21 protein-coding genes are annotated in these 21,923 nt (G+C 69.1%); 7 read left to right on the forward strand and 14 right to left on the reverse strand.

The genetic code is table 11. From position 1 onward, the window contains the following. Positions 1-15 precede the first annotated feature (15 nt). From ACWGID_RS19905 to ACWGID_RS19920, 4 genes are read right to left on the reverse strand one after another with little or no spacing between them, the layout of a single operon-like run. Entirely contained in the window at positions 16-819 is an 804-nt protein-coding gene (locus ACWGID_RS19905) for an SGNH/GDSL hydrolase family protein (RefSeq protein ID WP_452198507.1), read from the reverse strand. Then, the gene (locus ACWGID_RS19910; protein ID WP_452198509.1) at positions 816-2,114 is read right to left on the reverse strand and encodes an alpha/beta hydrolase; all 1,299 of its coding nucleotides are present in this window, start codon (positions 2,112-2,114) and stop codon (positions 816-818) included. Before ACWGID_RS19910 ends, ACWGID_RS19905 begins: the two co-directional genes overlap by 4 nt. Positions 2,115-2,163: 49 nt before the next feature. Next, the gene (locus tag ACWGID_RS19915; RefSeq protein ID WP_452198511.1) at positions 2,164-2,718 is read right to left on the reverse strand and encodes a hypothetical protein; all 555 of its coding nucleotides are present in this window, start codon (positions 2,716-2,718) and stop codon (positions 2,164-2,166) included. Further along, a complete protein-coding gene (locus ACWGID_RS19920) occupies positions 2,655-2,927 on the reverse strand; it encodes a hypothetical protein (protein ID WP_452198513.1) in 273 nt (90 codons plus the stop codon). The genes ACWGID_RS19915 and ACWGID_RS19920 overlap by 64 nt, the downstream gene beginning before the upstream one ends. Positions 2,928-3,150: 223 nt before the next feature. Between ACWGID_RS19920 and ACWGID_RS19925 the strand changes: the two genes are divergently transcribed. The 3 genes from ACWGID_RS19925 to ACWGID_RS19935 are packed head-to-tail and all read left to right on the forward strand — an operon-like array spanning position 3,151 to position 7,302. After that, positions 3,151-3,996: an MIP/aquaporin family protein gene (locus tag ACWGID_RS19925; protein ID WP_452198515.1), complete on the forward strand. Its 846-nt coding sequence runs from the start codon at positions 3,151-3,153 to the stop codon at positions 3,994-3,996. Between the two features lie 39 nt (positions 3,997-4,035). Further along, positions 4,036-5,553, forward strand: a complete 1,518-nt coding sequence (gene glpK, locus ACWGID_RS19930) for a glycerol kinase GlpK (protein ID WP_452198517.1) — start codon at positions 4,036-4,038, stop codon at positions 5,551-5,553. Positions 5,554-5,589: 36 nt separating this feature from the next. Then, entirely contained in the window at positions 5,590-7,302 is a 1,713-nt protein-coding gene (locus ACWGID_RS19935; protein WP_452198518.1) for a glycerol-3-phosphate dehydrogenase/oxidase, read from the forward strand. A gap of 55 nt (positions 7,303-7,357) precedes the next feature. Here the strand turns inward: ACWGID_RS19935 and ACWGID_RS19940 are convergent, their stop codons facing one another. The 6 genes from ACWGID_RS19940 to ACWGID_RS19965 all read right to left on the reverse strand — a co-directional run bounded on the left by ACWGID_RS19940 (position 7,358) and on the right by ACWGID_RS19965 (position 14,461). Next, positions 7,358-7,741: a hypothetical protein gene (locus ACWGID_RS19940; protein WP_452198520.1), complete on the reverse strand. Its 384-nt coding sequence runs from the start codon at positions 7,739-7,741 to the stop codon at positions 7,358-7,360. A 118-nt stretch (positions 7,742-7,859) separates the two neighbouring features. Beyond that, on the reverse strand, positions 7,860-9,377 hold the full coding sequence (glpK, locus tag ACWGID_RS19945; protein ID WP_452198522.1) for a glycerol kinase GlpK: 1,518 nt from the start codon (positions 9,375-9,377) through the stop codon (positions 7,860-7,862). 60 nt (positions 9,378-9,437) lie between these two features. Further along, positions 9,438-10,196, reverse strand: coding sequence for an IclR family transcriptional regulator (locus tag ACWGID_RS19950; protein WP_452198524.1), 759 nt, complete (start codon positions 10,194-10,196; stop codon positions 9,438-9,440). Positions 10,197-10,242: 46 nt separating this feature from the next. Further along, a complete protein-coding gene (locus tag ACWGID_RS19955) occupies positions 10,243-12,765 on the reverse strand; it encodes an ABC transporter permease (RefSeq protein WP_452198526.1) in 2,523 nt (840 codons plus the stop codon). Beyond that, positions 12,765-13,523 carry an ABC transporter ATP-binding protein gene (locus ACWGID_RS19960; RefSeq protein ID WP_452198528.1) on the reverse strand — a complete coding sequence of 253 codons (759 nt, stop codon included), beginning with the start codon at positions 13,521-13,523 and terminating at the stop codon, positions 12,765-12,767. Before ACWGID_RS19960 ends, ACWGID_RS19955 begins: the two co-directional genes overlap by 1 nt. A gap of 50 nt (positions 13,524-13,573) precedes the next feature. Further along, positions 13,574-14,461 (reverse strand): RecB family exonuclease, encoded by an 888-nt coding sequence (locus ACWGID_RS19965; RefSeq protein WP_452198530.1) that lies wholly within the window; start codon positions 14,459-14,461, stop codon positions 13,574-13,576. A gap of 141 nt (positions 14,462-14,602) precedes the next feature. Between ACWGID_RS19965 and ACWGID_RS19970 the strand changes: the two genes are divergently transcribed. The 4 genes from ACWGID_RS19970 (at position 14,603) to ACWGID_RS19985 (ending at position 19,073) form a co-directional block, all read left to right on the forward strand. After that, positions 14,603-15,757, forward strand: coding sequence for a site-2 protease family protein (locus ACWGID_RS19970; protein ID WP_452198531.1), 1,155 nt, complete (start codon positions 14,603-14,605; stop codon positions 15,755-15,757). 40 nt (positions 15,758-15,797) lie between these two features. Further along, complete coding sequence (locus ACWGID_RS19975) at positions 15,798-16,766, forward strand: tRNA (adenine-N1)-methyltransferase (protein ID WP_452198532.1); 969 nt, start codon at positions 15,798-15,800, stop codon at positions 16,764-16,766. A gap of 69 nt (positions 16,767-16,835) precedes the next feature. Beyond that, a complete protein-coding gene (gene arc / locus ACWGID_RS19980) occupies positions 16,836-18,581 on the forward strand; it encodes a proteasome ATPase (RefSeq protein ID WP_452198534.1) in 1,746 nt (581 codons plus the stop codon). Between the two features lie 138 nt (positions 18,582-18,719). Continuing rightward, positions 18,720-19,073: a hypothetical protein gene (locus ACWGID_RS19985; protein ID WP_452198536.1), complete on the forward strand. Its 354-nt coding sequence runs from the start codon at positions 18,720-18,722 to the stop codon at positions 19,071-19,073. Here the strand turns inward: ACWGID_RS19985 and ACWGID_RS19990 are convergent. From ACWGID_RS19990 to ACWGID_RS20005, 4 genes are all read right to left on the reverse strand, one after another. Continuing rightward, on the reverse strand, positions 19,066-19,974 hold the full coding sequence (locus ACWGID_RS19990) for a hypothetical protein (protein ID WP_452198538.1): 909 nt from the start codon (positions 19,972-19,974) through the stop codon (positions 19,066-19,068). The genes ACWGID_RS19985 and ACWGID_RS19990 overlap by 8 nt on opposite strands. Then, entirely contained in the window at positions 19,971-20,591 is a 621-nt protein-coding gene (locus ACWGID_RS19995; protein ID WP_452198540.1) for an RNA polymerase sigma factor, read from the reverse strand. Before ACWGID_RS19995 ends, ACWGID_RS19990 begins: the two co-directional genes overlap by 4 nt. A gap of 72 nt (positions 20,592-20,663) precedes the next feature. Then, a complete protein-coding gene (locus tag ACWGID_RS20000) occupies positions 20,664-21,404 on the reverse strand; it encodes a phosphotransferase (protein ID WP_452198542.1) in 741 nt (246 codons plus the stop codon). Further along, positions 21,401-21,901: an NUDIX hydrolase gene (locus ACWGID_RS20005; RefSeq protein WP_452198543.1), complete on the reverse strand. Its 501-nt coding sequence runs from the start codon at positions 21,899-21,901 to the stop codon at positions 21,401-21,403. Before ACWGID_RS20005 ends, ACWGID_RS20000 begins: the two co-directional genes overlap by 4 nt. Positions 21,902-21,923: the final 22 nt, after the last annotated feature.

The raw sequence follows: 21,923 nt of genomic DNA on the forward strand, positions 1-21,923 counted from the left end.
TCCCCCTTGGTCTGTCTACCCTCCCTGACGTGAGGACGGCGGCAAAGGGTTGGGTGTTGCGGCGAGCAGGATCTTGGCGATCAGGGCGTGGCCGGCCGCGTTCGGGTGGTCGCCGTCGTCGGCGAGCAGCGACGTGATGTTCCCGCTGTGCTCGAACGGCGTGTAGATGTCGACGTACATCGCGTCGTCCGCGGCCGCCGCGGCGGCGATCGCGGCGTTGGTGCGGAGGGTGAGCTGGTCGCTGGCGACCCGGCCGCTCGTCGGGTACTGCCGCGCGGCCACGTCGCCGTCCTGGAACACGTTCCAGTAGCCGGTGACCAGGATCGTCGTCGGAAGGCCGTCGCGGAGACTGTGGATCCGGTTCAGGATCCGGTCGAGGTTGACGGTGAGCTGCTCGAAGTCGTCGGCGACACAGTCGGTGTCGCACTGACCACTGGTGACGTCCTTCTGGTGATCGCCGTAGTCGTTCGCGCCGATCGTCAGGAGTACGACGGAGGCGCGCGCCGTGGCCACCTGGGTGGGGGAGTTCGTCTGGTTGAGGGTCTGGAGCAGACCGTTGGAGTCGAGGCCGCCGACGCCGAGGTTGTCGACGTGCACGTTCCGACCGGTCCGGGCGTGCAGCAGGTCGCCGTACATCTGCGGGAAGCCGGAGCAGTTGCAGCTGGTCCCTGACGTCACCGAGTCGCCGAGCGCGACCACGTCGATCGCGCCCGGCGGTTGCGGCCGTACGACCTCGCTGAGCGTGTCGCCGTCGTGGAAGGCGGCGACGAGCACGATCAGCAGCAGGCCGATGGACAGCCGTCGCAGTGTGGGGATCACGCCGGTTTCGTGTGCCTCGTCTCAGGGTGCGGGCTCACCGGGAGGGCAAGCTGGTTCGCCAGCCAAGGATAGGCCGACGCGAAAGCGGGCGCGGCGAACTGCCAGACGTGGGTGCCCGGGGAGATCTCCACGCGGGACCAGATCCCGACCTTCGCGGCCGCCTTGGACAGTTCCTCCGCCTCGTGCTGGTGGCGCAGTTCCTCGGTGCTGGTCAGGAACAGACCGTTCACGTTCGTGTACTTGCCGTGCGCGTGCATCACGAGCAGCGCCTCGTTGGCCTTCTCCAGCGCCACGTTCCCGCCGTACAGATCCTGCAGGCTGGCGGCCGGTGTACTGGTGTACGGCACGAGGTCGCCGGAGATGTCGACGAAGTGGTCGAACACGTTCGGGTGCTCGACGACCAGGTCGAGCGAGCAGGTGCCGCCCATCGAGAACCCGGCGACGGCCCACTGCCGCGGGTCCTTGGCGGCGCCGAACGTTCTCTCGATGTACCGCGGGATGTCTTGGTCGAGGTGGTCGGCCGCGTTCCCGCGCGGCCCGTTCACGCACTCGGTGTCGTCGTCGAACCGCGCGGTCGCGTCCGCGAACACCAGGATCGGCGCCCACCCGTGGTGCTGGTGCGCGTACGCGTCGGACACCTGTACGGCGTTGCCGAGTCGCACCCAGTCACCCGGGCCACCCCGCTCGCCACCGACCAGCTCCACCACGGGCAACGCCGGCCGATGGCGGCCGCCCCCGAACCAGGCCGGAGGCAGGTAGACGAGCTCCTGGCGGTGGTGGAAGTGGCTGAATGTCGCCGGGATGTTCACGGCGACCAGCCGGCCCGCCGCGGGCAGCTTCTTGCTTCCGGCGTCGTGAGCGATACCCGCCATCGATACCTGACCCGGCAGCGGCGTGTTGGTCCAGTCGTTCACCGCAGAGTCGATGGTCGGGTAGTAGCCGACGAACTGGTTGACGCCGTTGGCGCACACCAGCGCGGCGAGCGCCGCTGCGAGTACCGCCGTACCGCGCCGCCACCACTGCGCCGTCCGCCAGCCCGCGGCGAGCACGATCAGCGCCGCCACAGCGAGCCCGAACCACAACCACACGGAGAACGGCAACGGATCGGTGATCCCGGTCCACCGCGCCCCCGGGTACGCCGCGATGAACGCGACCAGCGCGGCCCCACCGGCGATGCACGGCAGCACGCGGAACCGCCAGCGCCGATCCCGCCACCCCACGGCCAGCACCAGCACCCCGGCAGCCACGACATCCAGCACCAGCGGGAACCATCCGCTCAGCAGCGAAACGCTCATTCAGCCCCTCCAAGATCAGGTAGACCCACCCCCCAGACGCGACACCACATCAACTGGTTGGCACGCCAACTCCGGGCCCTCTCAGCGTCCTCTCAGGCCCGGGCGTCTCACGGAGCAGCGCTGGATGGCAGGCGGCGACTGACGCCAGTTCGACCTCGTAGCTGTCCGGTAGTGCCGGCAGGACATGAGCCAGCAAGCCCTTCACATGGTCGAACGGCAGGCTCGCCGCAGACTGAGAGAGCAGGAAGATGATGGCCCGCTTGACGTTGGAGTTGATCACGCTCGCCTGGGACAGGATCGTCAGCAGAGCCCCGAACCACGACGCGTCGTAGGGCAAGAGACGGTCGAACCGCCGTACGCCGGTGCCGATGAAGTGAATGGTCGCGATCTGATCCATCGCCGCGAAATCCGACGGGCGCCACGCATCGTTTCGCACGCGAGTCGCGGCGGAACCGACCATCAGCTCGGCCTTCAGTTGGTAGTCGCCCAGCAGTTCGGCCTCCTTGAGCAGCGGGTCGATGGTGCGATCGAGCCGGTACGTCAGCCGCGCCGTCGCCAGCGCGACTGGAGGGTCGGTGGCCTCGAACGCCAGCACCCGAACCACAGCGGCTCGTCCAGTAGTTCGCGTGCGGCCTCGCTCTTCGGGTCCACCAGTGACAGCCAGGCCGCGGCGGTGAGTCCGCCGGCGAGGGCCGCGGCGCCGGCGCCGGCGAAGATCGCCGTACCGAAGAACTTCTCGAGGGCCGAGCGGCTCCGGTCGTCGATGTCGAGCACTGCCAGCGCACCTTTGAAGGTGTACGGCGAGACGGCCACAGGCGGGGCTCCTCGGGCGGGGTTCGGAAGTGGGAGCCCAACCTATCGCTGTGGGCGGTCGACCCGCTGCGTTCGGTGAGTGGGCCGGTGGTCACCGTGTGTCGCAGCCGAGGCACCGGCGGTCCCCGTTCGACAATGTCGAACGAGGGGCGTTGTACCGCCGGTCCAACGCTCCTACATTCCAGCCAGCCGTGGTCGTCACGGCGTGGAAGGGAGGCCAAGCATGGCTACGACCGAAGCGGTCAAACCAAGAACCCTTCTGGGGGAGTGTTCGGCGGAGTTCGCCGGAACGTTCATCCTGATCCTGTTCGGCGTCGGGGTGGTCGCCCAAGTGGTGGCCGGGGGGATCGGCAACCACGACTCGATCGGCTGGGCCTGGGGTATCGGCGTCACCATGGGCGTCTACGTGTCCGCCCGGCTCAGCGGTGGCCACATCAATCCCGCGGTGACGATCGCCCTGGCGGTCTTCCGTGGATTCCCGTGGCGGAAGGTGCTGCCCTACATCGCGGCCCAGTTCCTCGGCGCGTTCGCGGCGGCGATGGTGGTCCGCTGGAACTACTCCAAGGTCCTGAACCACTTCGACCCCGGACTGACGATCAAGAGCCAGGGGGTGTTCTCCACCCTCCCGGGCAACGGCAACACCGCGCTCGGGGCGGGCGTGTGGAGCGGTTTCCTGGACCAGATCATCGGTACGGCGATCCTGATGCTGGTCATCCTGGCCATCGTCGACCTGCGCAACACCGCACCGGCCGCGAACCTGGGCCCGTTCATCATCGGCCTGCTGGTGGTCGGCATCGGGATGGCCTGGGGCACCCTGGCCGGGTACGCGATCAACCCCGCGCGTGACTTCGGCCCACGGCTCGCCTCCGCGCTGACCGGGTACGGGGGACAAGCCTTCAAGGATCAGTTCGGTGATCTCTATTTCTGGGTCCCGATCGTGGGACCGATCATCGGTGCGCTCATCGGCGCCCTGCTCTACGACGTGCTCGTCGGCCGGTACTTGCCAGTCGGCGACGCGGACGAAGAGGTGGGCCGGGTTCCGGTACCCGAGGAGGAGACGTCGGCATGATGCACCGCACTACCGCGCACTGTGAGGAGAGGATTTTCCATGGCTGACTTCGTCGGTGCCGTCGATCAGGGCACCACGAGCACCCGTTTCATGATCTTCGACCACTCCGGCAACGAGGTGGGCATCCACCAGCTGGAGCACGAGCAGATCCTGCCGCAGGCCGGCTGGGTCGAGCACAACCCGGTGGAGATCTGGGAGCGGACGAGCGCGGTCATCCGGACCGCGATGAACGCCCAAGGGCTGCAGTCGAGCGACCTGGCGGCGCTCGGCATCACCAACCAGCGCGAGACCGCCGTGGTCTGGAACCGCAAGACCGGGCGGCCCTACTACAACGCGATCGTCTGGCAGGACACCCGGACCGACCGGATCGCCTCCGCGCTCGACCGCGAGGGCAAGGGTGACGTGATCCGGCAGAAGGCCGGTCTGCCGCCGGCGACGTACTTCTCGGCCGGCAAGGTGCAGTGGATCCTGGAGAACGTCGACGGGGTCCGCGAGGCCGCGGAGGCCGGGGACGCGGTGTTCGGCAACACCGACACCTGGCTGCTCTGGAACCTGACGGGGGGTACGGAGGGTGGCGTCCACATCACGGATGTGACCAACGCCAGCCGCACGATGCTGATGAACCTCGAGACGCTCGACTGGGACGACGAGCTGATCAGCTTCTTCAACATCCCAAGGCAGATGCTCCCGGAGATCCGTCCGTCCTCGGACCCGAACATGTATGGCGAGACGCTCGCCAACGGTCCACTGGGTGGCGTCGTAGCGCTGACCGGTGACCTCGGTGACCAGCAGGCCGCGACCGTCGGCCAGGTCTGCTTCAACCCGGGCGAGGCGAAGAACACCTACGGCACCGGTAACTTCATGCTGCTGAACACCGGTACCGAGCTGGTCCGGTCGAAGGCCGGCCTGCTGACGACGATGTGCTACAAATTCGGCGACGAGGCCCCGATCTACGCGCTGGAGGGATCCATCGCGGTGACCGGGTCGGCGGTCCAGTGGCTGCGGGACCAGCTCGGCATCATCTCCGGTGCGAGCGAGACCGAGACGCTGGCCCGGCAGGTCGAGGACAACGGTGGCGTGTACTTCGTCCCCGCGTTCTCCGGCCTGTTCGCGCCGTACTGGCGGTCCGATGCCCGCGGGGCGATCGTCGGACTGTCCCGGTTCAACACCAACGCTCACCTGGCGCGCGCAACACTGGAGGCGATCTGCTACCAGAGCAAGGACGTCGCGGACGCGATGGAGAAGGACTCGGGCGTGAAGCTCGACGTCCTGAAGGTCGACGGCGGTGTGACAGCCAACGAGCTGGCCATGCAGATGCAGGCGGACATCCTCGGCGTACCGGTGAGCAAGCCGGTCGTCGCGGAGACCACCGCCCTGGGCGCGGCGTACGCCGCCGGGCTCGCCGTGGGCTTCTGGAAGACCAAGGACGAGCTGGTTCAGAACTGGAACGAGGACAAGCGGTGGGAACCGCAGTGGACGGACGAACAGCGACAGCACGGGTACGCCGGGTGGCAGAAGGCCGTCCAGCGCACCCTCGACTGGGTCGACGTCGACTGAGATAGCACGAGATACGGAATCGGAAGGAACAGCACAGTGGGCGTAGTGGCTCTGTCACCGCAGGCGCGGGCCGAAGCGATCGACGCGATGGCCGACGGACGGGAACTGGACGTCCTGGTGATCGGTGGCGGGGTGGTCGGCACTGGTTCGGCACTCGATGCCGCGACCCGGGGTCTGACCACCGGACTGCTCGAGGCGCGCGACTTCGCGAGCGGTACCTCCAGCAGGTCCAGCAAGTTGATTCATGGCGGTTTGCGCTACCTGGAGATGCTCGACTTCCGACTGGTGCACGAGGCGTTGCAGGAGCGCGGTCTGCTCCTGCAGCGCCTGGCGCCGCACCTGGTGAAGCCGGTGCCGTTCCTGTACCCGCTCCAGCACCGCTGGTGGGAGCGGTTCTACGCCGGCGCCGGCGTGGCGTTGTACGACGGCATGGCGGTCAGCTCCGGCCTCGGCGCCGGACTGCCGCTGCACCGGCACCTCACGCGCCGCGGGGCGATGCGGCTGGTGCCGTCGCTGAAGAAGTCGGCGCTCGTCGGGGCGCTGCAGTACTACGACGCGCAGGTCGACGACGCGCGGCACACGATGGAGCTCGCTCGTACCGCGGCGTCGTACGGCGCGCACGTGGCGAACCGGGTGAAGGTCACCGGATTCCTGCGTCAGGGCGAGCGGGTCACCGGCGTCCAGGCGAAGGACCTGGAGAGCGGGCGCACGTTCGAGGTCCGCGCCAAGCAGGTCGTGAACTCGACCGGCGTGTGGACCGACGACACCCAGGCGATGGTGGGGGAGCGCGGGCAGTACCACGTCCGCGCGTCGAAGGGCATCCACCTCGTCGTACCGAAGGACCGGATCCAGTCCAGCACCGGGATGATCCTGCGGACCGAGAAGTCCGTGCTGTTCATCATCCCGTGGGGCCGGCACTGGCTGATCGGCACCACGGACACCGACTGGCACCTGGACAAGGCGCACCCGGCGGCGACCAGCAAGGACATCGAGTACCTGCTCGACCACGTCAACGCCGTCCTCACCACGCCACTCAGCCGCGAGGACGTCGAGGGCGTGTACGCCGGTCTGCGGCCGCTGCTCGCCGGTGAGTCGGAGAGTACGTCGAAGCTGTCCCGCGAGCACGTCGTCGCGCACGCGGCCCCGGGTCTCGTAGTGGTTGCCGGGGGCAAGTACACGACGTACAGGGTGATGGCCAAGGACGCGATCGACGCGGCCGCGGACGCGCTCGACGGCCGGGTCCCGCGCAGTGTCACGAAGAACATCCCGCTGGTCGGCGCGGACGGGTACCAGGCGCTGTGGAACCAGCGGCACCTGATCGCGCAGCGCTCCGGCCTGCACGTCGCCCGGATCGAGCACCTGCTGAACCGGTACGGTGCCCTGGTCAACGAAGTCCTCGAGTTGGTCGCGGAGGACCCGTCGCTGGGCGAGCAGTTGCCCGGCACCCAGGACTACCTGAAGGCCGAGATCGTGTACGGCGCGAAGGCCGAGGCGGCCCGGCATCTCGACGACATCCTGGCCCGGCGGACCCGGATCTCGATCGAGGCCTGGGACCGTGGCGTCGGCGCGGCCGAGGCGGCGGCCCGCCTGATCGCCCCGATCCTCGGCTGGGACGAGGCGACCATCGAACGAGAGGTGTCGGTCTACCTCAAGCGGGTCCAGTCCGAGCGCGACTCCCAGGACCAGCCCGACGACGAGTCCGCCGACAAGGTCCGCCTCGAGGCCCCGGACATCGTCTCGCCGATCTGACGGCCGGGAGGGCCGGCTCCAACCGGCCCTCCCGTACCGACCCCGGGCGGTGGGGTCAGCCGTTGGCGACGGTCACCACGTAGTTCGCGCCGTCGTCGGTGAAGGTGTAGTCGCCGGGGCCGTTCACGGTCTTGGCGCCGAGGTTGTCGTCGTCATCGGGGAAGTCGCCCTCCATCAGGGTCAGCACCTTGCCCTGCGGGACGGCGACCCGCTGGATGTCCTTGCTGTCCCCGGTGGTCATCTGCACCGGCCCCCAGATGGTGCTGCCGTCGACAACCAGGTACGCGTCGTCCGCGCCGGTGTTGTCCTCCTGCTCGTTGCACTTGATGTGCGTGATCACCAATCCGGCCTGCGGCGCCGCGTGCGCGGCGACCGGAACGAGTGCGGCGCTGCTCAGCCCCAGTGCGGCGGCGGCGAGAATCCTGCCTGCGGTCAACATGAGCTTGTTTCCTCCCGAGTTGTCCTACCTGATGACTCAGGACGCTAAGCAGCACACGTATCAAGCGTTTGACAGCCCCATCACGGCTACCGCTCTTCGCGTTCCCCCGAAAGGCTTGCTAGAGCTCGTGGTCTTCGGGGCGGATCCAGTTGAAGGTGCGTTGGACGGCTGACTGCCAGTTCGTGTACTCCGTGGCTCGGCGGGCCGGATCCATGTGCGGGACCCATTGGCCGGCGCGGTGCCAGTTGCTGCGCAGGCCCTCGAGATCGGGCCAGTACCCGACCGCGAGACCAGCGGCGTACGCGGCGCCGAGGGAGACCGTCTCGGTCACCATCGGGCGGACGACGCGGACGTCGAGGAGATCGGCGAGGAACTGCATCAGTAGGTTGTTCGCCGTCATCCCGCCGTCGACCTTCAACGACGTCAGCTCGATCCCGGAGTCCGCGTTCATCGCGTCGACCACCTCCAGGGTCTGGAACCCGGTCGCCTCCAGTACCGCACGGGCCAGGTGCCCCTTGGTGATGTAGGCGGTTAGCCCCGCGATCACGCCGCGCGCCTCGCTGCGCCAATGCGGCGCGAACAGCCCGGAGAACGCGGGCACGATGTACGCGCCGCCGTTGTCGTCGACGGTCCGCGCGAGCGTCTCGATCTCGGCCGCGGTGTGGATCATGCCGAGCCCGTCCCGGAACCACTGCACGAGCGACCCGGTGACCGCCATCGCACCCTCCAGCGCGTACGACGCCGGGCGGTCGCCGATCCGGTACGCGACCGTCGTCAGCATGCCGTGCTTGGACCGGACGATCTCCGGACCGGTGTTCATCAGCAGGAACGACCCCGTGCCGTACGTGCACTTCGCCTCGCCGGCGCTGAAGCAGGTCTGGCCGAACAGTGCCGCCTGCTGGTCGCCGAGCGCGGCGGCGATCCGCACCCCGGGCAGGACTTCGGTCGCGGTCGCGAACACCCCGGACGACGAACGGATCTCCGGCAGCATGGCCCGCGGCAGGTCGAAGGCCGCCAGCAGCCGGTCGTCCCACTCGAGTGTCTCGATGTTCATCAGCATCGTCCGGCTCGCGTTCGTCACGTCCGTGGCGTGCAGCCCGCCGGACGCACCGCCGGTGAAGTTCCAGATCAGCCAGGACTCCATCGTGCCGAACAGGATCTCGCCGCGCTCGGCGCGCTGCCGCAGACCGGGCGTGTGGTCGAGCATCCAGTGGATCCGCGGTGCCGAGAAGTACGTCGTCAACGGCAGACCGCACAGCTCGGAGTACCGGTCCGGGCCCTCGTCGCCGGCCAGTTCGGTGACGAGGCGGTCGGTCCGGGTGTCCTGCCAGACCACCGCGTGACCGATCGGCTGCCCGGTGAACCGGTCCCAGAGCAGACTCGTCTCCCGCTGGTTGGCGATGCCGATGGCTACGATCTGGGACGGCATCGCCCCGATCTGCCGGATTGCCGCCGGTACCACCCGGGTTACGTTGTTCCAGATCTCCCCGGCGTCGTGCTCGACCCAGCCCGGTCGCGGGAACAACTGATGGTGCTCCCGTTGGGCGACCGAGACCAGCCGCCCGCGCCGGTCGAACAGAATGCAGCGGGTCGAGTTCGTCCCCTGATCCACTGCGGCCACGTACTGCTCAGCCATTTCCCCACCCCCCGATCAGCCGCCGGTCTGTGCCCCCAGAACGTGCCGGTGGTCCCTGCCTCAAGTGTCCTCCCGGAGGTCACGCCCGATGGCCTCCGCCGTCGCCCGAACCATGGTCACCAGATCCGCCCGGTGCCGGAGCTTGCTGTCACAGATCCGCTCGATCCGCCCGGCCAGCCCGACCGCACCGACGACCAGGCCGCCGAGGCCACGGATCGGCGCCGCGATACTCGCCAGCTCGACGGTGTGCTCCTCGAACTCGCTCGCCCAGCCGCGCGCCCGGACCGTCGCGAGCTCCTCGGCCAGCCGGGCCGGGTCGATGATCGTCCGCGTGGTGAACGCCTCCAGGGTCCGCGGCCGTGCGGCACCGCTGGTGTCGTAGGCCAACACGGCCTTGCCCAAGGCGGTGGCATGCGGCGGAAGCGTCGTACCGACGTCGAGGTTCTGGTCGCTGTCGTCGGGGCGGAAGACGTGGTGGACGACGACCACGACGCCGTCGACCAGGCGGCCGACGCGGACCACCTCGCCGCTGCGGGACGCGAGTGAGTCGGCCCAGTTGATCGCGCGGCTGCGGAGCTCGTTCGGGTCCAGGTAGCTCTCGCCAAGGCGGCCGAACGCGTCGCTGAGGTGATAGTGCGCGCCGCTGTGGTCCTGTTCGACGAAGCCGACCTGGTGCAGGGTGCGGAGGATGCCGTGCACGGTCGTCTTCGCCAGCCCGAGGGCGTTGCCGAGATCGGCGACCCCCAGCCCGTCGGGCGCGGCGGCGAGCAGTCGCAGCACCGCCGCGGCTCGCTCGATCGACTGCACAGTCCCCGGCACACCGGCAGGCTACCTGTGAATCACTGGTCTGGCTCCACCTCAGGAGTCACTCCGAGGCGATCGCCCGCAGCACATCGAGACGGGCTGCGCGCCGTGACGGCCAGACCGCAGCCAGTACGCCGAACAGCATCGCGGCGACGACCGCGCACGCCAGTTGCAGCACCGGGATGTCGCGTACCGCCAGACCGTTGTCGACCATCGCGGACTGGATCGCGGACGCGAACAGCACGCCGATCACCAGCCCCAGCAGCGAACCGAGCGACGTGATCGCGATCGACTCCACCCGGAGCATCCGGCTGAGCTGCGGCCGGTCCATCCCGATCGCCCGCAGCAGGCCGATCTCACGGGTCCGCTCGACCACGCCGAGTGCGAGCGTGTTCACGATGCCGAGCAGCGCGATCAGGATCGCCATCGCGAGCAGGAACCCGACCGCGGCCAGCACACCGTCGACGGGTTCGCGGGCGCTCGCGGCGTACGCCTGCTGGTCGCGGACCTGGACCGACGGGAAGTCCTTGGTCAGCGCGTCGAGGACACCGGCCCGGACCTCCCCGACCTGCTTGCCCTGGGCAACGTCGACGTACAGCAGGGTGTCGCTGCCGGAGCCGCCGATGGTCGCGTACGTCGGGAGCGCGACGACGACCGCGTTGAGCTGCCGGTTCGGGGCGAGGATGCCGCCGACGGTCAGGCGGTGTTTGCCGGTCGTGGTGGTCAGGTCGAACGTCTTGCCGACGGTCAGGTCGAGCGTCTTCGCCAGGTTCCGGGGCAGGAGCGCCTGGCCGGAGCCGAGCGCGGCCGCGGAACCGGCGTCGAACGTGGTGGTGATCGGGCCGTCCAGGGTGCCGTCGCTGACACCGGTGACCGGGACGTTCGTCCGGCCGATCTGGCCGGAGTCCTGCCGGACGCGGTGCACCGACTGGACGCCGGCGACCTTCGCCGTCCGGTCGCCGATCTGCGAACTGAAGGTCGGCGTGCCGTCGGCGGTGATCAGCAGCTCGGACGTGCCGAGCGCGTCGGCGATGCTCTGGCTGATCGAGGCCTTGGCCGACGCCGTGATCACCATCAGGCCGCAGATCAGCGAGACCGAGATCATCAGCGCGGACGCGGTCGCCGAGGTCCGGCGCGGGTTGCGTTCGGCGTTGCGGCGGCCGAGAGTGACCGGTGCCTTGCGGCCGAACGGGTACATCAGCGCGCGGACGACGTACCGGCTGAGCAACGGGCTGAGCATCACGATGCTGATCACCGCGGTGCCGGCCGCGAGCATGATGAGGACCGCGCCGGGCAGGCCGCCGGCGCCGAGACCGACCGCGTACAACATGACGGCCATCAGCAGCACGAAGCCGCCGATCAGCAGGCGGACGAGCAGCGAGCGTTCCGGCGCGCCGACGTCGTCGCGCATCGCGGCGATCGGCGGCAGTTTGCCGGCCCGGCGGGCGGCGGGGGCCGCGGCCGCGACCGTCACGCCGATTCCGATCAGGTAGCAGACGATGATCGTCGTCGGCTTGACCTGCAGTGCCGCGGTTGGGATCCGCAGGTCGAGGCGCTCGTAGACGAACCTGATCCCGAAGGCGACGCCGATCCCGACCAGCAGGCCGAGGGTGGCGCCGACGGCGCCGATCACCACGCTCTCGGCAACGACCGTGCCGGTGACCTGGCCGCGGGACGCGCCGATCGCGCGCAGCATCGCGAGCTCGCGGGAGCGCTGCGCCACCACCATCGCGAACGTGTTGACGATCAGGAACGTGCCGACGAACAGCGCGAGGAACGCGAACACCACCAGGACCGTGCTGAAACCGCCGAACGTGGTGTCGAGATCGTGCTCACCGTCGGCGGTGACCTGCTTCGCCGTACGGACCTTGACCGAGTCGCCAACGGTCTGGGCGATCGCCTTGCTGACCGTGTCCGGGTCGGAGCCCGGCTGGACCGCGACGGTGATCGACGTCCAGCCCGGCTTGCCGAGCAGCAGGAACTGGGCCGTCGCGCCGTCGAAGGTGACCAGCGGCGCTCCGGCCGCAACGCCCGCGGCCGCCGGCGTGGTGGTTGCCGTCAGCGCCGCCGTGACGGACTGGGTCGGAGTGACGATCTTGACCTGGTCGCCGAGGTCGTAGCCCGCGCGGCTGGCGGTGGACTCGTCGAGCGCGAGCTGGCCGCGGCCGGACGGGGCGATGCCGTCGACCAGCTTGAAGGGAGCGGTCGCGCTGTCGCGAGGCCAGGAAGCACCGAAGCTCGTCAGTCCGAAGTTTTGCAGGGGCTTGCCGTCCGGGCCGAGGATCTCGACGTCGCTGATCAACAGTTGCGGCGTGGCGTCGGCGACTCCGGGGACGGTGCGGATGCGGTCGGCGACATCGGACTGGAACGTCGCCGGCTGGCCGGCACCTGCCTCGATCGGGGTGGACGGCGTGACGGTGATGTCCGCCGTACTGACCGCGAAGTTCTTCTTCAGGGCGGTGGAGAGCGTGTCGGTGAAGACCATCGCACCGCCGGCGAACGCGACGCCGAGCGTCACGGCGATCGTGCACAGCACGAACCGCAGCCGGTGCGCGAGGACCGAGCGTAGACCGAGCTTGAACATCAGCCGGCCAGGTCGTCGGCCGGGGCCGCGTCGAGCCGCTTCATCGTGTCGAGCACCGACTCGGCGGTCGGGTCGATCAGTTCCGACTGCAGCGTGCCGTCGGCGAGGAACAGCACCCGGTCGGCGTACGACGCCGCGCTCGGATCGTGGGTGACCATCACGACCGTCTGCTGGAAGTCCCGAACCGAGCGGTGCAGGAAGTCGAGGACGTCACCGGAGGAGCGGGAGTCCAGGTTGCCGGTCGGCTCGTCGGCGAACACCACATCAGGTCGGGAGACCAGAGCGCGGGCGCAGGCGACCCGCTGTTGCTGACCGCCGGACAGCTCCGACGGCTTGTGACCGAGGCGGTCGCTGAGGCCGATCGAGTCGATGACCGTGGTCAGCCACTCCTGGTCCGGCTTGCGGCCGGCCAGGTCGAGAGGGAGCGTGATGTTCTCCAGCGCCGTCAGCGTCGGGACCAGGTTGAACGCCTGGAACACGAAGCCGATCCGGTCGCGGCGCAGGTGCGTGAGCTGCTTCTCGGGCAGCTTGGTCAGGTCGACGTCGCCGAGCAGCACCTGCCCGAGCGTCGGCTTGTCGAGCCCCGCGAGACAGTGCAGCAACGTCGACTTCCCGGAGCCGGACGGGCCCATGATCGCGGTGAACCGGCCGCGCCCGAAATCCGCGCTCACGTCGGCGAGCGCGTCGACCTGCGTCTGCCCACCGCCGTACCGCTTCCACAACCCGACCGCCTGGACCGCAGCGTCACCCACACTCATGCGACGAAACCTATCGACCGAGGGTTCCTCGGCCGACTGGTGGTCGTCGCTCAGCCGTCGACCGTGATCAGGTCGATGCCGGCCGACTCGGCTGCGACCTCCTCGACGGAGCGGGTCGGCAGCGGCGGGGGAGTGCCGCCCCAGGCCGGGCAGATCGCCTTGTGGTCGCACCAGTCGCACAGCGGGCCCGGGCTCGGCCGCCAGTCGCCGGAGTCCAGCGCGCGGGTGATCGCGATCCAGAGCGCGGACACCTTGCGCTCGCAGGCGCGCAGGTCGGCCTCGTCGGGGACGTAGCGGACGATCTCGCCGTTGCCCAGATAGACCAGCTGCAGCATCGCCGGCACCACGCCGCGGAGCTTCCACAGCACCAGCGCGTAGAACTTCATCTGGAACAGCGCCTTCGCCTCGAAGAACTCCGACGGCGAACGACCGGTCTTGTAGTCGACGACCCGGATCTCACCGGTCGGCGCCACGTCGAGGCGGTCGACGTAGCCGCGCAGTACCAGACCGGAGTCGAGCGCGGTCTCGACGTACAGCTCGCGCTCGGCGGGCTCCAGGGCGTTCGGGTCCTCGAGGGTGAAGTACTTGCCGAGCAGTTGGTGGGCCTCGGCGAGCCACTTGGCCAGCTCCTCGCCGCTCGCGTCCTCGGCGAACAGCTGCGCGACCTCGGGCTCCTCCTCGAGCACCCGCTGCCATTGCGGCTCCAGCATCTCGGCGGCCTGCTCGAGCGTCCGCTGCCCGCGCGGCAGGTCGTACAAACGCTCGAGCACGGCGTGCACCACCGTCCCGCGGACGGCCGCCGGCGACGGCTTCTCGGGCAGCCGGTCGACGACGCGGAACCGGTACTTCAACGGGCAGCTCATGAAGTCCGCCGCTCGGGAGGGCGACAGGGCACCCCGCGGATGCTGGTGCGGATCGACTGCGGCTGCGACGCTCATGCCCCAAACCCTAGGCACAACGACCGACAGTTCGCGCGCGCCCACCCCGACCCTGTGGAAAACAGCAACCAGGAGGTTTGCCGCCCGGCTCACGGTGGGTGCGTAGCACGGAGTTACCACGAGACCAGTAGCGTTGGCTTGATGCCAGATTCTCGCGACTCCCAGAACTCCGCCCAGCCGGCCGGTCCACCACCGCCCGGTACCTGGGTGCTCGGTCGTGTCCGCGGGATCCGGCTGACGATGCGCTTCACCTGGCTGCCGGTGGCGATGCTGCTGGCGCTCGGCTTCGCGGCGATCATCGGCCGCCAGTTCCCCGAGCTCGGCGGCTGGCGCTACCTCGCGGCGTTCGCCTTCGTGGTCGCGTTCACGCTGTCGATCCTGGTCCACGAGCTGGCGCACGCGCTGATGGCGCTGAAGTTCGGGATCGGCGTCTCGGAGATCAACCTCGGCTTCTTCGCGGCCGGTACGCACATCGAGGGTGAGCGGAAGTCACCACTCGAGGAATTCGCCGTCTCGGTGGTCGGCCCGATCGCCTCCCTGATCGTCGGCGGCCTCGCGTACCTCGGCTCCCGCGCCTTCGACGAGGGCGTCGGGTACGTCGCCCTCCTGGAGCTCGGCATCGCGAACCTGATCGTCGGCGTCACGAACCTGCTGCCCGGCCTGCCGCTCGACGGTGGCTGGGTGCTGCGCGCGATCGTCTGGAAGCTCACCGGGAACATGCACACCGGCACCGTGGTGGCGGCCTGGGCCGGCCGGCTGCTGGCGATCTCGGTGCTGGCCGCGCCGGTCCTGTTCGAGCAGCTCTGGGGCTGGCAGCCGTCGATGATCGACTTCGTGATCGCGCTGCTGGTCGGTTTCTTCCTGTGGAGCGGCTCGACCGCATCGCTGATGCAGGCCCGGTTGCGCAGCAAGCTGCCCACGCTTCAGGTCCGGACGCTGGCCCGCCGCGCCGTCGCCGTACATTCCGGGACACCGATCTCCGAGGCGGTCCGGATGGCCGGGGAGGCCCAGGCCGGCGCGGTCGTGGTGATCGACGGCGACGGCAGCCCGCACGCGCTGGTGTCGGAGTCCGCGGTCGCCGCGGTGGCGCCGAACCAGCGTCCGTGGACCACGGTCAGCGAGGTCTCGACGCGGATCGGCGCGGGCCACATCATCGGCGTCAACGACACCGGCGAGGAGATCCTCGCCACGCTCCGCCAGCACCCCGCCTCGGAGTACCTCGTCCTGGACGCGAACGGCACGGTGTACGGCGTGCTCGCGACCGCGGACGTGGAACGCGCGTTCCGGTCCGGCTGATTACTCGGTTCCGGTGACCGAAAGTTAAGGTGAGCGCCTTATGGCTGACTTGCGTGACTTTCCTGACCAGGCGTTCTCCGGGGTGCACCACGGCCCCTTGCAGGAGGGCGAGTGGATCACCCTGCAGGACTCCAAGGGCCGCCGGCACTCGGTGAAGCTGGAGCGCGGGAAGATCTTCCACACCACCAAGGGCGGGATCGCGCACGACGAACTGATCGACGGCCCGGACGCGGTCACGATCCGCTCCAAGGGCAACGTCGAGTACCTCGCGCTGCGCCCGCTGATGGCCGACTACTCGGTCTCGATGCCGCGCGGCGCGGCGGTGATCTACCCGAAGGACACCGCGCAGATCGTCACGATGGCCGACATCTTTCCGGGCGCGAAGGTGGTCGAGGCCGGCGCCGGCTCCGGGGCGCTGACCACCGCGTTGCTGCGCGCGGTCGGGATCCAGGGGCAGGTGATCTCGTTCGAGCGCCGCGAGGACTTCGCCGAGGTCGCGCGCAAGAACGTCACCGGTTTCTTCGGAGCCGAGCACCCGGCCTGGCGGCTCGAGGTCGGCGACCTGGTCGAGAAGCTGAACGAGCAGGATGTGGACCGCGTCGTCCTGGACATGCTGGCCCCGTGGGAGTGCATCGACGTCTGCGCCGAGGCCCTGTCCCCGGGTGGGGTGTTCTGCGCGTACGTCGCCACCACGACGCAGCTGAGCCGGGTCGTGGAGACACTGCGGGCGCACGGCGAGTTCACCGAGCCGCGCGCGTGGGAGTCACTCGTGCGAGACTGGCACGTAGAAGGCCTTGCGGTTCGTCCGGGACACCGGATGCAAGGTCACACCGCCTTCCTGGTCACCGCGCGACGGATGGCGCACGGGGAGCAGGCACCCCGGAAGAAGCGGCGCCCCGCGCCTGGTGCGTACGGCGACGATTACCTCGGGCCCCGTCGTGCGGAAGCCCCTGCGGATTCGTCGGGCGACATGCCGAAGGCAACTGGTTCATCCGCAACCGACACGTGATGGGATACAGCTTGCCCGGCGAGCTTTTCTGGGTAAGGTCCATAGGGTCGAGCCCCACATGGTGAGGTGATGATCGTGGCTGGAGACGAGAGCCCTACCGCGGCAGAACTGCGTAACCAGGTCCGGTACCTGGAAGCCGAAGTCGCGGCGTTGCGACGTCGGCTGCTCGAGCACCCGGCGGACAGCCGGTCGCTCGAGAGCAGACTGTCCGAAACCCAGGCCTCCTTGGCGAGTGTCACCGCTCAGAACGAGCGGCTGGCCGACACGCTGCGGGAGGCGCGAGAGAAGATCATCGCCCTGAAGGAGGAAGTCGACCGGCTGGCGCAACCGCCGTCCGGATTCGGCACCTTCCTCGGACGCAATGAAGACGACACGCTGGACGTGTTCACCGGCGGCCGGAAACTCCGGGTCGCGGCGAGCCCGTCGGTGGACCTGGACGCGCTGCGGCTCGGCCAGGAACTGATGCTGAACGAAGCGCTCAACGTGGTCGAGGCCTGCGAGTTCGAGGTCGTCGGCGACGTGGTGATGCTCAAGGAGCTGCTCGCCGACGGTGAGCGGGCGCTGGTCATCGCGCAGGCGGACGAGGAACGGGTGGTGCGGCTCGCGTCGCCGCTGCTCGACGTGCCGCTGCGGTCGGGCGACTCGTTGCTGCTGGAGCCCCGCTCCGGGTACGTCTACGAGAAGATCCCGAAGTCCGAGGTCGAGGAGCTGGTGCTCGAAGAGGTCCCGGACATCGACTACACCCAGATCGGTGGCCTGGCCGGCCAGATCGAGCAGATCCGGGACGCGGTCGAGCTGCCGTACCTGCACAAGGACCTGTTCCTGGAGCACGAGCTCAAGCCGCCGAAGGGCGTGCTGCTCTACGGGCCGCCCGGCTGCGGGAAGACGCTGATCGCGAAGGCGGTGGCGAACTCGCTGGCCAAGAAGGTCGCCGAGCGCACCGGTGTCGCCGAGCAGAAGTCGTTCTTCCTGAACATCAAGGGCCCGGAGCTGCTGAACAAGTACGTCGGTGAGACCGAGCGGCACATCCGCCTGGTCTTCCAGCGGGCGCGCGAGAAGGCGTCCGAGGGAATGCCGGTGATCGTATTCTTCGACGAGATGGACTCGCTGTTCCGCACCCGCGGTTCCGGTGTGTCGTCCGACGTCGAGAACACCATCGTCCCGCAGCTGCTCAGCGAGATCGACGGTGTCGAGGGCCTGGAGAACGTCCTCGTGATCGGTGCCTCGAACCGTGAGGACATGATCGACCCGGCGATCCTGCGGCCCGGCCGGCTAGACGTGAAGATCAAGATCGAGCGCCCGGACGCCGAGGCGGCCCGGGACATCTTCTCGAAGTACCTGACCAGCGGACTGCCGCTGCACACCGACGACCTGAGCGAGTTCGGTGGCGACCGGCAGGCCTGCGTGGACGGGATGATCCAGCGCACCGTCGAGCGGATGTACACCGAGGCCGACGAGAACCGGTTCCTCGAGGTCACCTACGCCAACGGTGACAAGGAGGTCCTGTACTTCAAGGACTTCAACTCGGGCGCGATGATCCAGAACATCGTCGACCGGGCGAAGAAGATGGCGATCAAGGCGTTCCTGGACGAGAAGCAGAAGGGCCTTCGGGTGCAGCACCTGCTGCAGGCCTGCGTGGACGAGTTCAAGGAGAACGAGGACCTGCCGAACACCACGAACCCGGACGACTGGGCCCGGATCTCCGGCAAGAAGGGCGAGCGGATCGTCTACATCCGGACGCTCATCTCCGGCAAGCAGGGCACCGAGCCGGGCCGGTCGATCGACACGGCGACCAACACCGGTCAGTACCTGTAAGCACACGGACGGCGAAACGCCCCTGGACCAGCGCGGTCCAGGGGCGTTTGTCTGCGCTCAGGGGGTAGAGATAACCCCCGGTTCAATCGGGGGGTTTCCCCGATTGGTACGGCGTCATAGCGGGCCTACCGTGCTGCTATGGCGACGGACGATCTACGCAAGGACCTGCGGGCCGCGGTGGCGGCACGGCAGGAGCTCGGGCCGGAGTACGAGTCCGAGGTCATCGACAGCTTCCTGGACAAGCTCGACCAGCGCGACGCCCAGCGCCGTGCCGGCCTGCTGCCGGAACCCGTACCGGCCCGGCCGGTGAGCCGCCACCCGAGCCGGGAGACGGACCCGGGTGGTCTCGCGCTGGCGATCGTCTCGATCGTGGCGGCGATCCCGATCACGGCGATCGCGGCCGACATGATGGGCAAGTTCGGCGTCCTGATCTGCTGGGCGGGCCTGGTCGGCATCAACTACGCCCGCACGATGGCCCGACGCCCTAGTTGATCAGCAGCTGGCGGCCCTTGGCGTCGAACGCCCGGATCTCGGTCTTGAGGTGCTGGCCGGACTTGAACGTCCCGGTCGCCTGGACCTCGGTGTAGGCGAAGCCGCCGTCGACGACACCGCTGGTCCACGGGCCGGGCTTACCGTCCAGGACGTAGCGGGCCTCGACCTTCGCGATCTCGGGCAGCGCTCGGTAGATCCGCCACGCCTGCAAGGTGTGGAGGTCGTTCGTGAAGTCGCCGTCCGACCCGGCGAGCGCCACCAGACCGCGCTGCACGGTCGGGTCGGCCCGCCATGCCTTGTCGTCGACCCTGCCGACCGTGCCGATCGAGCCGAGCTTGCTGAGCGGCGGCGTCCGTGAGAGGCAGTACCGGTACCCGAGGCTGAAGGGGGCGGGAGCCCCTCCCGCCCCGGCCCCCGGCCTGCGACCGCCGTCGCCGTTCACGGGCTTCGGGGTCGCACCCTTCGTGTCCCGCGCCAGCCCCACCAGCGTGGTGCTGTCCTTGGAGATGCCCCGGACGTGACGGCTCCAGACGAGCTCGGCGGGACCCGGCTCATCGGGGAACTGGCACTCGTTGACGACCTTCGCCAACTGGGCCTGCGGAACGGGGCCGAGGTCGACGCCGACACGGGCCTGTGGCTTGGCCGTGCCGTACGCCAGGGTCGGGGCCGCGACCGGCGTCGAGGTACCGGCTACCCCGGCGTGGTCCGGTGACTTCTGGGTGATGACGAGCGTGCCGGCGACCACGGCTGCGACGGCGGCGACGCCAACCACCGGGGCGACCCGGTGCGGGGCCGGACGACGCGTGTCGGGCCGGGCCCGCTCCATCAGCTGGTTGCGCATCCGGGCGTGCTCGGCGGCGGTCAGCGGCGGTACGCGCGGCGGTTCGAGTTCGGTGTTCATGAGAGCTCCTCGGTGAGGTCGACCCGGGTGAGCAGGTCGGGGAAACGCTGACGGGTGCGGTGCAGCCGGGCCTTGACGGTCCCGATCGGTACGCCGAGGGCTTCCGCCGCCTCGGAGGTGGTCAGTCCGGACCAGACGACGAGCTCGAGCGTCTCGCGTTCGTGCCGGGGGAGTTTCGCGACGGCGCGGCGGATCGCGGACATCCGGAGTTCGTCGTCGAGGCGGCGGGCGACGTCCGGAGCGTGGTCGTCACCGGGCGCGGGACCGGGCAGGCGATCCACCAGCTTCCGCAAGCGGTTCGCCGTCCGAGCCAGCGTCCGGCACTCGTTGCCGGCCACCACGAGCAGCCAGCCGCGAGCGCTCGGCGCGGTCAGCCGCCCCGGTGGGTTCCGCTCGAACCGCCGCCAGGTGTTCAGGAACGTCGCCTGCACCACGTCGTCCGCGGTGCTCCACGAGGCAGTACGACGGAACGCGAACGCGCGGACGTCGTCGGCGTACCGGTCGAACAGTTCGCCCAGCGCGAAGTGGTCCCCGGTGCGCAACCGCTCCCACAGATCGTGGTCCGAGCCGTCGACGGGCGCAGGCTCGCTCGCTGCACCGGCGCCTGCGGATCCCATCGACGGCTCCGTATCGTCAGTCAGGATGATCTTCACAGCAGCTAATGACCGGTCGCCGGCCAACTGGTTGCATCAGAGCGCGGCGATGATCTGCGGCAGTCCCGTCTCGACGTCGCCGGGCAGGTCGAGCAGCAGACCGCGGTGGACGCCGTACCAGGGGGAGAGCCGCGCCCAGTCCTTCGAACGCTCGATCAACTCGCGTGTTGGCTGGTAGACCTCACGGACGCCGGCGGCGACGGCTTCCGGGGCGCCGTTGAGGGGCCAGCAGAGGTCCAGGGCCGGGTCTCCGATGACCGCGTCGGTCCAGTCGATGATCCCGGTGACCCGGCCGTCGGTCGTCAGGATGTGGTCCGGACCGAAGTCGCAGTGGACCAGGGACGTCCGCACCCGGGCGACACGGTCGAGCAGCTCACTCGCCGTGGTGCGGACCTCGGACGGGAGTAAAGGCACGATCCACGTCCGGAATTCGACCAATTCGAGCGTCTTGGCAGCCGTCGCGGTCTCGGCGTCGAGTGCGCCGTACGCAACGGCTTCTGACGGGTCAACAGAGTGCAGGGCCTTGAGGAACGCGCCCAATTCCCGCCCGGTTTCCGGGCTGTCCTCGGACAGCGGTTCGCCGGGCAACAGCAGATGCCGTACGCCGTCCTCCGTCAGCTCTGGCAGCGGGACGGGCAGTGGCAACTGCGGGGCGAGCCAGGGAAGGAGCGTGGTCTCGGCGAGCAGCCGGGGGCGCACTTCCGGCCGCCGCGGCGACCGGTGGATCCAGGGGCCATCGATCCACGCACGGCTGTCCCAGCCCTCGACAAGGATCACAGCAGGCTGCGGACGTACGGGCCGAGCAGTGCGACAGCATCGGGCATGAACGACCACTCCGAGACATCGAGCTTGGCGACGAGCTCGGCGGGGGAGAGCCACGCGCCCCACGCGACTTCCTCGGGCTGGTGCTTGATCGCGCCGTCCCAGACGCAGGCGTACAGGTAGGCGTGGTACGTCGTGTTGTCGTCGGCGTAGTCACCCTCGGGCAACCGGATCAGCTCCACCCCGGAGATCCCGAGCTCCTCGTCCAGCTCCCGTACGACGGCGTGGAAGGGCTCCTCGCCGGCCGCCACGACCCCACCGGCGGCGAAGTCGTACCGGCCCGGGTACACGTCCTTGGTCGGCGTCCGGCGGTGCACGTAGATGTCGCCGGCCGGGTTCCGGACGAGGACGCCGGTGGCCGCGTGCCGCAGGTTGTCACGCCGCATCACGGATCGTGGTGCCGTCCCGGTGACCCGGTTGTCGTCGTCAAGAATCGCCACGAGTTCGTCCACCGGAGCATTTTCACAGGTAACC

The sequence above is a fragment of the Kribbella sp. NPDC054772 genome (assembly GCF_053611945.1).